Here is an 11,904-nt window from a genome sequence, read left to right on the forward strand (position 1 = left end):
CGCCCGATGGAGATAAGCCATGTCCCGCCTCGCCGAATTCCGTGCCCTCGAACGACTGCTTACGGCAAAGCCCGAACTTTCCTTCATTAAAATCGACCCCAACCTCATCCGTGACTTCGAATTTGAAAGCAAACTTCACATGCTGCTTGCCGAATATCAATTCAATCTGTCCCATGTCCTGGCCATCATCGAGAGCGAATGCACGACCAACATTGACGAGGTCTATCAGCAATGCCGTCCTGTCGCACCGCCCCGACTTTATAGAGCCCGGCAAAGCAAATACTATATAAACCCACACACAGGGCAGGAAGTTGAAGCAAAGAGCACCCTGCACAAAACCGTGCGGTTGTGGATTCAGCAGTACGGCCGGGAGGAGGTCGAAAGCTGGGCAACTGCATGGTCTGTGTACACGCCCAAATCTGACCAGTAGCCCCCCTGACCCTGCCAGGCACGACCACCACAGCCTGTCCTTCCCTTCTGGACCTGCGCCCCATCAGGCAACCAGGTTGAAAGCCTTCTACCCTTTATTGGCGTGAATCCCTGCCGCGCCCGCAAGCCAACGCAACCGTTCGGTAACCGAACAGTAGCCCGTCTCTTGAATTGACGCTGCCGCCTTCACTGCTCACCATGCACCGGCCTTGCGTGCCCCCCTGCCTGGGACTTGGTCACGTACCGTAGCACCGCAGCTGAATACAATTTCAAGAAACGAGCAGTTTATGAACCACACCAAGACCACCCCCGCCGCGCCCCGGATGCACCAGGGTTCGATTGGCGACAAGCTTCGCGGCGCCTTCGGCGTCGGCAAGACCCGCTGGGGCATGCTCGCCCTGGTGTTCTTCGCCACCACCCTGAACTACATCGACCGCGCCGCCCTTGGCATCATGCAGCCCGTGCTGGCCAAGGAGATGAGCTGGACGGCGATGGACTACGCCAACATCAACTTCTGGTTCCAGGTTGGCTATGCCATCGGCTTTCTGCTGCAGGGCCGGCTGATCGACAAGGTTGGCGTAAAACGCGCCTTCTTCTTCGCCGTGCTGCTGTGGAGCCTGGCCACCGGCGCCCATGGCCTGGCCACTTCAGCAGCCGGCTTCATGGTCTGCCGGTTCATCCTGGGCCTGACCGAGGCCGCCAACTACCCGGCCTGCGTGAAGACCGTGCGGTTGTGGTTCCCGGCGGGTGAGCGGGCGATCGCTACCGGCCTGTTCAACGCCGGCACCAACGTCGGCGCCATGGTCACGCCGGCCCTGCTGCCGCTGATCCTCGCCGTGTGGGGCTGGCAGGCCGCGTTTATCGCCATGGGCTGCCTGGGCCTGGTGTGGGTGGTGCTGTGGGTGTTGAAGTACTACAACCCTGAAGACCATCCCAGCGTGCGCCCCAGCGAGGTGCAGTACATCCAGCAGGATGACGAGCCAGAGCCGACCCGCGTGCCGTTCAGCCGTATTCTGCGCCTGCGCGGCACCTGGGCTTTTGCGGTGGCCTATGCGATTACGGCGCCGGTGTTCTGGTTCTACCTGTACTGGCTGCCGCCGTTTCTCAACCAGCAATACAGCCTGGGCATCAACGTGACCCAGATGGGCATCCCGCTGATCATCATCTGGCTGACGGCGGACTTCGGCAGCATCGGTGGCGGCATCCTGTCGTCCTGGCTGATTGGCCGAGGCGTGCGGGCCACCACCGCGCGACTGGTGTCGATGCTGATCTTTGCCTGCACCATGGTCAGCGTCGTCTTTGCCGCCAACGCCAGTGGCCTGTGGGTCGCCGTGGCGGCCATCTCGCTGGCGGTAGGCGCGCATCAGGCGTGGACAGCGAATATCTGGAGCTTGGTGATGGACTACACACCCAAGCACCTGGTGAGCACGGTATTCGGCTTCGGCAGCATGTGCGCGGCGATTGGCGGGATGTTCATGACGCAGATCGTCGGCAGCGTGCTGACCGCCACCAACAACAACTATGCCGTGTTGTTCACGATGATCCCGGCCATGTATTTCCTGGCGCTGGTGTGGATGTACTTCATGGCACCACGCAAGGTCGAGAGCGCCTGAGGGCGCTAGCCACTTACCTCTACGGGGCCCTTGCGGGCCCTTTTTTTTCGGTGATCACACGGAGAATGGCACCGGCTCCGCCGGTGTTCGCGGGGCAAGCCCGCTCCCACAGTGACCGCGCTAGCTCTCGGGTGTTGTGCAAGACAGTTGTCACCACAGGTACTGCATAAGCCTGAAGCCTGCTCGGTACCTGTGGAAGCGGGCGTGCCCGCGAAGAATCCAACACGGTGAATGGCACCGGCTCCGCCGGTTTTCGCGGGGCAAGCCCGCTCCCACAATGATCACGCTAGCTCTCAGGTGTTGTGCAAGACAGTTGTCACCACAAGTACTGCATATGCCTGAAGCCTGCGCGATTACCTGTGGGAGCGGGCGTGCCCGCGAAGAATCCAGCGCGGTGGATGGCACCGGCTTTGCCGGTGTTCGCAGGGCAAGCCCGCTCCCACAGTGATCGCGCTAGCTCTCGGGTGTTGTGCAAGACAGTTGTCACCACAGGTACTGCATAAGCCTGAAGCCTGCTCGGTACCTGTGGAAGCGGGCGTGCCCGCGAAGAATCCAACACGGTGAATGGCACCGGCTCCGCCGGAGTTCGCGGGGCAAGCCCGCTCCCACAGTGATCGCGCTAGCTCTCGGGTGTTGCGCAATACAGTTGTCACCACAGGTACTGCATAAGCCTGAAGCCTGCGCGATTACCCGCGAAGAATCCAACACGGTGAATGGCACCGGCTCCGCCGGTGTTCGCGGGTAAGCCCGGTCCCCCTGTGATCGTGCAAACTTCATCGTGTGAGCAAGACGGTTGCTCCCGCAAAGCCACATTGCCGGTCGAATCAGGCTGTGGCCAATACCGCCATGGCTTTCTCCAGCGCCATACGCGCGCGCTGTTCGCCGCTGATGCCCTGCTCAAGCAACTGCCGAGTGGGGATTTCCAGGCTTAGCGGCACGGTTGGCGGCAAGCCGCGCAACAAGCTGACCAGGTCGGCATCGCCGTCACCAGGGAAGCGCCGCTCGTTACGCGCCTGGCGCAGGATTTCGTCCATGTCGGCCGGTACCGGGCCGGCGACGTCGCACAGCTGGGCGTAGCGCATGCGCTGCGGCGCCAGTTGTGCCAGGTCGTCCAGCGAAGACCGGGAGCGATTGAAGTGGAAGGCATCCACCAGTACGCAGCCATTGCTGCGGTCGGCGTTGGCCACCACCCGCATGGCCTGGCTCAGGTCGCGCACATCAGTCCAGGGCATGAACTCCAGATGCGGGTAAATGCCATACCCCGCTGCCAGGTCACACAACGCGGCAAAGCGCTCGGTCAGACGGGCTTCATCCGGGTCGTTGCCAGCCACCAGCAGCTCTGTGCCACCCAGCTCGGCGCCTACCGCCAGAATAGGCTCGAAATCGGCCACGCAGGTTTCGGGCTTCAGGCGCAGTATCTCCAGGTCGAGCACCTTGATACCGGTGTCGCGCAGGCGCGCCTGGGTGTGCCGGCGCAGGTCGGCGTCGGCCACCAGCGGGAAATGCTGCTCCTGTTCGGTGGCCGGCACCAGGCGAAGGCCAACGTGGCTGTAACCGGCGCGGGCAGCTGCCTCGACCATGTCCGGCGGGGACAGTTCGAGCACCGTCAGGGCAGCGAGGGAGAAAATTCGATCAGTCATTGTTGGTCACCAGAAAATTAGTCAACGTCGGCTTAGGCGATTTGCTCGGGGGCACAGGCCCGGCCGCTTTCCGCCGCCTGCCGAATCGCTTCGATCAGCGCCAGGGTACGGCCACCGTCGGCAGCGTCGATCAGCGGCGCCTGCTCACCCCGGGCTACCCGCACGAAATGCTGTAACTGAAGGGTCAACGCCTCGCCGTCAGGAATGGTTTCTTCGCTCTGCAGCAGCGGCGTGTGCCAGCCCGCCCCCGCCTCGGCGTAGTGCCAGCGCTTGAGCTGGGGGATGCTGAGCGCCCCTTGGGTGCCGGCCAGCAGGTAGCATGGCTGGCCATCCTGGCGCGGGTACATCGGGCTTTCGCCAGAGTCCAGCTCCCAGCTCCAGGGCGCGGCTACCGCATCGGAGCCGGTGAGGCTGCCCAGCGCACCGTTGGCGAACTGCAAAAGCACCGCCGCGCTGTCTTCGTTGGCAAAACCGCGTACGTCGTTACGGGTGAATGCCTGCACCTGCACCACCTCGCCGCACAGATGGCGCAGCAGGTCGAGGTCATGGATCAGGTTGGTCAGCAAGAAGCCAGCCCCCGGCTCGCGACGCCATGGGGTGTCGAAGTAGCTGTCAGGTTTTTGCAGCTGCCACAGTGCGGTAACGTTGATCAGCCGGCCCAGCTTGCCGTCGGCAATCACCTGGTGCGCCTTGGTGATCAGTGGATTGTGCCGCCGGTGATGGCCAACCAGCACCGGTACACCCCGGCTGCGCGATGCCTCTACCAACGCACGGACTTCATCCAGGTGCACACCCACCGGTTTCTCGACCAGCACTGGCACGCCAGCCTCGATGCAATCCAGCGCGGTCGCCACATGCAGGTTGTTCGGGTTGGCAACGATCACTGCCTCGGGGCGCACACGCTCCAGCATCTGTCGGTGGTCGGCAAAACAGGGCACACCCCATTCGGCGGCAAAAACTTCGGCCTGCGGACCGGGGTCGGCTATCGCACACAGTTGGGCTTGCGGCACATTACGCAAGTGCTGGTAGTGCTGGCGGCCCATGATGCCGGCGCCGATCAGGGCAATACGAAGGGGTGCGTTCAACAGCCTGTCCTCTTGTGATTGTTGTTGTGCTGATTCTGAAACCAGATTCCAGAATCAGTACTCGACAATTTAGAACCATGTTCAGTTTTTCAAAAGAACCGGCAGAACAGACTGTGCGGTAATCGACCAGTAATGTGCCTTCAGGCGAATAATTCGCTTGCCCGGCTAGCAGCGGACAGCTCTTGCGCCGCCGCCAGCAACAGAGGCGCCAGTTCTGCCAGGCGGCTTTGCGCCATCCGTGCGCTGGGGCCGGCAATGCTTAATACGCCGATCACCTCGTCAGTTTGCGGGCGACGCACCACCGCCGCCAAGGCCGAGGTCCCGACGGCCGAGGTTTCCTCCACCCAGGCATATCCCAGCTCCCGGGCACGGTGCAGGTAGGCGAGCAGCGCGTCGGTGGAGCGTGGCGCGTTCGGGCCGAACTGTGAAGGGTCGGCAATGCCCTGGCGCAACACCATCTGCAGCGCCTGCTCATCGTCCAGGCTGGCCAGCCAGGCGTGCCCGGAGGCGGTGTAGAACAGCGGCGCATCGCGGCCCATGTCCGGGTCGTAGCGCAGCCCGGAGCGGGCGCCTTGGGACTTGGCGATCCAGGTCTGCCGGGCACCGTCGATCACCCCAAGGCGCACCAGCTCACCGCTGTCCTGGGCCAGGCGGTCGAGAATCGGCTGGATGATGTCGGCGCCGTTGCTGGACAGATAACGAAACCCAAGCGCCACCAGCTTTGCCGTTAACTGGTAGCGGCTGTTGTCGCGGTTCTGCCGCACATAGCCCAGCCGCACCAGCTCGGTGAGCATGCGGTGGGCTGCGCTCTTGGGAATGTCCAGGCGCTCGGCCAGGGTTTGCAATGGCAGCCCCTGAGGTTCACCGGTAAGGCTTTCTACAAGACTGAAGGCGCGTTCGATCTGACTACCAGCCATGACACAGGTCCCTGAATTTTTTGCGGATTCTAGAAGATGATTCCACATCAGCGGTAGAGGGCGCAGCCAGGACGCGGTGAAATGTCCGGTTATCGCCCAGTAGTTGCCTTACCAAGCGGCTATGCCCTTGCAGGCACAGGCGCTGCGGACAAAAATATGGAACCTTGTTCTAATAACAAAACAGGAACGCCGCAATGCCTTCTGCTGCTCTTGATACCGAATACGATGTACTGGTCATAGGCTCCGGCGCCGCCGGGCTGGCTGCGGCCGTGACGGCTGCGTGGCATGGGCAGAAGGTGATTGTGCTAGAGAAGGAGCCCGTGTTTGGCGGTGCCACCGCCTGGTCTGGCGGCTGGGCATGGGTGCCACGCAACCCCTTGGCACAGCGGGCGGGCATTGTGGAAGACATCGAGCAGCCACGCACCTACCTGCGCAATGAGCTGGGGGCGTATTACAACGCCGAGCGCGTGGATGCCTTCCTCGAGGCCTGCCCGCATATGGTGGCGTTCTTCGAGAAGCACACAGCCCTGCAGTTTGCCGACGGCAACGGTATTCCGGACATGCATGGCGACACGCCAGGTGCCGCCCAGGGCGGGCACCAGGTGATCGCTGCGCCGTACGATGCCCGCCAGGTTGGCGCCTTGCTGCCACGCCTGCGCAAGACCCTTCGCGAAACCTCGTTCATGGGCATGCCGATCATGGCCGGCGCCGACCTTGCCGCCTTCCTCAACATGACCCGGTCGCCCAAGGCCTTGCTGCACGTGTGCAAACGTTTTGGCCGGCACCTGTATCACCTGGCCCGGTATGGCCGGGCGATGCACCTGGTCAATGGTGTGGCGCTGGTGGCGCGCCTGGCCAAGTCGGCACAAGACCTGGGCGTGCACCTGCAGGAATCGGCGCCGGCCAAACGCCTGCTGGTCGAAGATGGCCAGGTGCGAGGGGTGCTGGTGATCACACCGAAAGGTGATCGGCAGATCCGGGCCAGGGCCGTGGTACTCGCGGCAGGTGGCTTCCCCAACGACAACGTCCGGCGCCGGCAGCTTTTCCCGCGTGATGCCAGCGGCTACGACAACCTCGCCCTGCCGCCACAGGGTTGTTCCGGTGACGGGCTGCGCCTGGGTGAGTCGGCCGGTGGCGTGGTCGCCACCGACCTCAAATCGCCTGTGGCCTGGGCACCGGTTTCGCAAGTGCCGCACCGCGATGGCAGCGTCGGCCACTTCCCGCACATCATCGAGCGCGGCAAGCCCGGCATCATAGGCGTGTTGGCCAACGGCAAGCGTTTTGTCAATGAAGCGCATGGCTATTACGACTATGTGTCTGCCATGGTCGCAGCGGTGCCGCCGGATGAGGAAGTGTGCTCATGGCTGGTCTGCGACCATCGCTTCTTGCGCCGCTATGGCCTGGGCCATGCCCGCCCGGCACCGCTGCCGGTATGGCCGCATGTGCGCAATGGCTACCTCAAACGTGGCGCCACGCTGGAACAACTTGCCCAGGCCTGTGGCATCGACCCGTCCGGGTTACGCGCCACGGTGGATGACTTCAACACCCATGCCCGCAAAGGCCAGGACCCGGCATTTGGCCGTGGCTCTACACCGTTCAACCGCAAACAGGGCGACCCGCTGTACAAAGGGCCCAACCCTTGTGTAGCGCCCATCGAGCATGGTCCGTTCTATGCGGTGAAGGTGAAGCCTGGCTGCTTTGGCACCTTTGCCGGGCTGCGCACCGATGGCAGTGCCCGCGTGCTGGATGAGGCCGGGCAGCCGATCCCGGGGCTGTATGCGGCGGGTACAGACATGGCCAGCGTGTTTGGTGGCTGGTACCCGTCGGGTGGCATCAACCTGGGCCCGGCGCTTACCTTTGGTTATGTGGCCGGACGGCACATTGCCGGGGTGCAAGGGTACGAGTGAGGTACGCCGAAAGGTTTGCAGCGTTTGCAAGATCGAGCGCCGCGCGGGCGGCGCTCGATCTCACAGGCGCTGAAACTGCTGCGGCGGACATAACTGTCAGCCTGATCTGATTTTTTGTCGCCCGATGCTTGCATCAGGTGGCAGGCATTCCTGCGCTCGAAGTTGTCGGCAATCGCCATCACCCGTTCGGCAATGCCGGGTGCTCTGCGAACCTCAGCCGCGCAACTGGTACCAGGTAGTCTTTAGCTGCGAATACTTGTCGAACGAATGCAGCGACAGGTCGCGCCCGAACCCCGACTGCTTGCCACCGCCGAAGGGCACCGTCACATCCAGCGCATCGACCGTGTTCACCGACACGGTGCCGGCTTTCAACGCCCTCGCTACCCGGTGCACCTGGTTGAAGTCATCGCTCCACACCGATGCCGCCAGCCCATAGATGCTGTCGTTGGCCAGGCGCACCGCTTCTTCTTCCGTGTCGAAGGCGCTGACTGCCAGCACTGGCCCGAACACTTCCTCCTGCGCCAGGCTGATGCGGGCATCCACACCAGCAAAAATGGTCGGCTCGATGTAGTTGTCAGAGCCTTCGATGCTCAGGCGCCGACCGCCACACACCAACCGTGCGCCCTCTTGCCCGGCGCGCGCAATGGCGGCTTCGATGCGGCCGGTTTGTTCGGCATCGACAATGGCACCAGCACGGCTCGCCGGGTCCAGCGGGTTGCCGGGCAACCACTGGCGGGCTTTGGCTTGCAGGCGCTCGACAAATTCGTCATGGATGGAGCGCTGCACGTACAGCCGTGAGTTGGCCGAACACACCTCGCCCTGGTTGAAGAAAATACCGAATGCGGCCTTTTCCGCCGCCAGGTCCAGGTCCTGGCAGTTTTCGAACACCAGGTTGGGGCTCTTGCCGCCGCACTCCAGCCACACCTGCTTGAGGTTGGACTGCGCCGAGTACTGCATGAAGTACTTGCCCACCTGGGTGGAACCGGTGAACACCAGGCAGTCCACATCCGGGTGCAGGCCCAGCGCCTGCCCGGCCTGCTCGCCCAGGCCCGGCACCACGTTCAGCACCCCTTCCGGCACGCCGGCTTCCAGCGCCAGCTGGGCCAGGCGCAGCGCCGAGAATGGTGATTGTTCGGCAGGTTTGAGCACCACGCTGTTGCCAGCTGCCAGCGCCGGAGCAAGCTTCCAGGCGGCCATGTCGAGCGGGAAGTTCCATGGCACCACGGCGGCAACCACGCCGAGTGCTTCCCGGGTGATGGTGGCGAGTGCATTGGGCGCAGTGGGTGCCACCTGATCGTAGAGCTTGTCCAGTGCCTCGCCGTACCAGGCAAACACATGGGCCGAGCCCGGCACGTCGATGTTGTAGGCGTCCATCACCGGCTTGCCCATGTTCAGCGAGTCCAGCAACGCCAGTTCTTCGCGATGGGCCATGATCAGCTCGGCCAGGCGCAGCAGCACCTTCTTGCGCTCGCCGGGGGCCATGCGCGGCCAGGGGCCATGTTCGAACGCGCGCCGGGCGCTGGCCACTGCAAGATCGACCTCGGCCTGGCCGCAGGCGGCGACCTGGGCCAGTACGGTGTTGGTGGCGGGGTTGATGGCGGCGAAGGTGTTGCGATCCTGTGCGTCGACGGGTTTGCCATTGATCAGCGCTTTGGATGGCAGGTAGAGGTCAGAGGCACGTTGTTGCCAGCATTCGAGGGTGTACATTTGTACTCCAGGCGACCGCAGTGGCGATCATTTTGCGGAAGTAACAGGTACCGCACAGTCCGCAAGCGCGCCGCGCTCCCCCTTGTGGGAGCGGGCGTGCCCGCGAATCAGGCGACACGGAGGATGGCACCGGCTTGGCCGGTGTTCGCGGGCATGCCCGCTCCCACAGGGGAAACCAGTTGCCCTTGGCAACGGCTTAGAGCTTGCCAACCAACCGAGCGGTGCGGTCCACGGCAATGCGGGTTTTCTCCACCAGCTCATCCAGCTCGCTGTGGTTGGCGATCAGGGCCGGCGCCATGATCATCCGGCCCAAGGTTGAGCGAATGATCACCCCCTCCTCGAAACCAAAGGTGCGACATTGCCAGGCCAGGTCATTCTCGTTGGCAAAGCGTTTGCGCGTCGGTTTGTGCTCGGCGAATTGCAACGCCGCGACCAAGCCGGCGCCCTGTACCTGGCCAATCAATGGATGGTCGGCGAACACTTCGCGCAGGATGCGCTGCAGGTACGGCCCGGTGTCATCCTTCACCTGGGCCACGATGCCTTCGTCGCGCAGCGCCTTCAGGTTGGCAATCGCCACCGCCGCCGCCACCGGGTGGCCGGAATAGGTCAGGCCGTGGGCAAACACCCCGCCGCGTTCCACCAGTGCCTCGGCAATGCGCTTGCTCAGCACCAGGCCACCCATCGGCACATAGCCGCTGGTCAGACCCTTGGCAATCGACAGGGTGTCGGGCTCGAACCCGAAGTATTCGTGTGCGAACCACTCCCCGGTGCGGCCAAAGCCGCCAATCACCTCATCGGCGCACAACAGCACATCGTACTGGCGGCAGATGCGCTGGATTTCCGGCCAGTAGCTTTCCGGCGGGAAAATCATGCCGCCTGCGCCCTGGAACGGCTCGGCGATAAAGCCGGCGACATTCTCGGCCCCCAGTTCCAGGATCTTTTCTTCCAGCTGCAAGGCACAGCGGCGGCCGAACTCGGAAGGGGTCAGCTCGCCACCCTCTGCGTACCAGTACGGCTCATCGATGTGCGCAACATCCGGGATCAGCCCGCCCATTTCGTGCATGAACTTCATGCCGCCCAGCGCCGTAGCCGCCAGGGTCGAGCCGTGGTAACCGTTCCAGCGGCCGATCATGACCTTCTTGTTCGGCTGGCCGACCACCTGCCAATAGCGGCGCACCGTGCGGATCAGCACTTCGTTGGCCTCGGAGCCGGAGTTGGTGTAAATGGCGTGGCTGTAGTGCCCGGGCAGCAGGCTGAACAGCAGCTCGGACAGTTCGATCACCGCCGGGTGGGTGGTGTGGAAGAACATGTTGTAGTAGGCCAGCTGGTCCATCTGCGTGGCCGCGGCGACAGTCAGGTCGCGACGGCCATAGCCGAGCTGGGTGCACCACAGGCCAGACATGCCATCCAGGTAGCGCTTGCCCTCGCTGTCCCACAGGTGCAGGCGTTCGCCACCGACGATCACCCGCGGCCCTTCGGCATTCAGCGCTTTCTGGTCGAGGAAGGCATGGATATGGTGCGCGGCATCGGCTGCCTGGTAGTCGCGGGTCTGGCGTTGCGGGGCGAAAGGCGCATTCATTGTTGGTTTTCCTTTGCGGTGGGGTTGCAGGGTGGCTGGCGCTCAGCGCAGCTTGCCCATGTAGCTTTCCAGCGGGTCCTTGCCCAGCACGCCCTGGGCATTGGCCAGCGCGTCGATGAACAGGGAGAACAGCTCGGACTGGGTGCCGATGTCGAGCTTGGCGTAGACGTTCTTGCGGTGCGACTTGATGGTGTCTTCCGACACCCCCAGGCGCTCGGCCAGCGACCTGGTCGAGTGGCCACGCAGGATCAGCTGGGCGATACGGCACTCACGCTCGGTCAGCAGCGAGCTGCCGAAGTTGTTCAGCGCGGCGTGGATGCGTTGTTCGAGGATGTTCTCGAAGCGCCCGGTACGGCTGTCCAGGCCGGCGAAGTGCTTGCTCAGCACCGCCAGCACCCAGGGCGTGATACGCCCGAACAGCTCGCGGGTGTGCGCATCCAGCTTGTCGGTAAACGCCAGCGACACCGCCAGGCTCTGCCCCGGCGCGACCTGCAAGATGTAGTTGAGCTCATCCTCCAGGTGCGAGTGGCGGTAGAACGACTGGTAGTACTCGCTGACCTCGAAATGGTCGGGTGCCACTTCGAACAACCCATAGCACCCCGACGCTACCTGCTCCACACAGGCACCGTAGAACGGGTCGAGCAAGTAAAAGCCAGACAAGTAGCGGCTGACATTGCCCTCGGGCTGCCAGGGTGCCTTGTCGTCCTGCTCGAACAGCGCACAAGGCATGCCGTCGTGCGGGTACAGGTACACCGTGGTCGCCTGAATCGGCCGGATCACGCCAAGTGCGGCAAACAGGTTGGCGGCAAAGCCCGGCCGGCCGATTGCCTCGGTGACCTTGGCCAGGTGCTCGAACCACTGTTCTGAAAGCAATTGATTAGTCACTGTGGGCCTGCCGTTCCTATTCAGTGACACCGCCGCCAGTGCGGTGCGTTGTTGACCAGATACTCCCACGCCACCGCCGCCGCCGAAATCACCCTTTGGGGTGAGCCGGGCAAGGGCTGTTCCCGCTCACCCCAAAGGGTGA

The 11,904-nt window shown here is 63.4% G+C and carries 9 protein-coding genes; 3 read left to right on the plus strand and 6 right to left on the minus strand.

Annotated elements, in window-relative coordinates; genetic code table 11:
* Window positions 1-19 precede the first annotated feature (19 nt).
* Both J3A71_RS18460 and J3A71_RS18465 read left to right on the plus strand, forming a co-directional pair.
* Window positions 20-430, plus strand: a complete 411-nt coding sequence (locus J3A71_RS18460) for a histone-like nucleoid-structuring protein, MvaT/MvaU family (protein ID WP_096425921.1) — start codon at window positions 20-22, stop codon at window positions 428-430.
* 286 nt (window positions 431-716) lie between these two features.
* Window positions 717-2,042: an MFS transporter gene (locus J3A71_RS18465; protein ID WP_060518613.1), complete on the plus strand. Its 1,326-nt coding sequence runs from the start codon at window positions 717-719 to the stop codon at window positions 2,040-2,042.
* A gap of 824 nt (window positions 2,043-2,866) precedes the next feature.
* Here the strand turns inward: J3A71_RS18465 and J3A71_RS18470 are convergent.
* The 3 genes from J3A71_RS18470 to J3A71_RS18480 form a co-directional block, all read right to left on the minus strand.
* Entirely contained in the window at window positions 2,867-3,682 is an 816-nt protein-coding gene (locus tag J3A71_RS18470; RefSeq protein WP_016486115.1) for a sugar phosphate isomerase/epimerase, read from the minus strand.
* Window positions 3,683-3,714: 32 nt separating this feature from the next.
* Complete coding sequence (locus J3A71_RS18475; protein WP_096425920.1) at window positions 3,715-4,767, minus strand: Gfo/Idh/MocA family oxidoreductase; 1,053 nt, start codon at window positions 4,765-4,767, stop codon at window positions 3,715-3,717.
* 140 nt (window positions 4,768-4,907) lie between these two features.
* Window positions 4,908-5,684: an IclR family transcriptional regulator gene (locus tag J3A71_RS18480; protein WP_016486113.1), complete on the minus strand. Its 777-nt coding sequence runs from the start codon at window positions 5,682-5,684 to the stop codon at window positions 4,908-4,910.
* Between the two features lie 194 nt (window positions 5,685-5,878).
* On the opposite strand from J3A71_RS18480, the gene J3A71_RS18485 reads away from it, so the two are divergent.
* Window positions 5,879-7,591 carry an FAD-dependent oxidoreductase gene (locus J3A71_RS18485; RefSeq protein ID WP_096425919.1) on the plus strand — a complete coding sequence of 571 codons (1,713 nt, stop codon included), beginning with the start codon at window positions 5,879-5,881 and terminating at the stop codon, window positions 7,589-7,591.
* Window positions 7,592-7,804: 213 nt separating this feature from the next.
* On the opposite strand, the gene J3A71_RS18490 is transcribed toward J3A71_RS18485, so the two are convergent.
* The 3 genes from J3A71_RS18490 to J3A71_RS18500 form a co-directional block, all read right to left on the minus strand.
* Window positions 7,805-9,298, minus strand: coding sequence for an aldehyde dehydrogenase (locus J3A71_RS18490; RefSeq protein WP_016486111.1), 1,494 nt, complete (start codon window positions 9,296-9,298; stop codon window positions 7,805-7,807).
* Window positions 9,299-9,494: 196 nt separating this feature from the next.
* Window positions 9,495-10,877 carry an aspartate aminotransferase family protein gene (locus J3A71_RS18495; RefSeq protein ID WP_016486110.1) on the minus strand — a complete coding sequence of 461 codons (1,383 nt, stop codon included), beginning with the start codon at window positions 10,875-10,877 and terminating at the stop codon, window positions 9,495-9,497.
* Window positions 10,878-10,919: 42 nt separating this feature from the next.
* Window positions 10,920-11,762 carry a helix-turn-helix transcriptional regulator gene (locus tag J3A71_RS18500; protein ID WP_016486109.1) on the minus strand — a complete coding sequence of 281 codons (843 nt, stop codon included), beginning with the start codon at window positions 11,760-11,762 and terminating at the stop codon, window positions 10,920-10,922.
* Window positions 11,763-11,904: the final 142 nt, after the last annotated feature.

Origin of the sequence: Pseudomonas sp. PvP089 (genome assembly GCF_017875165.1) — a bacterium.
Classification (GTDB): Bacteria; Pseudomonadota; Gammaproteobacteria; order Pseudomonadales; family Pseudomonadaceae; genus Aquipseudomonas; species Aquipseudomonas fortuita.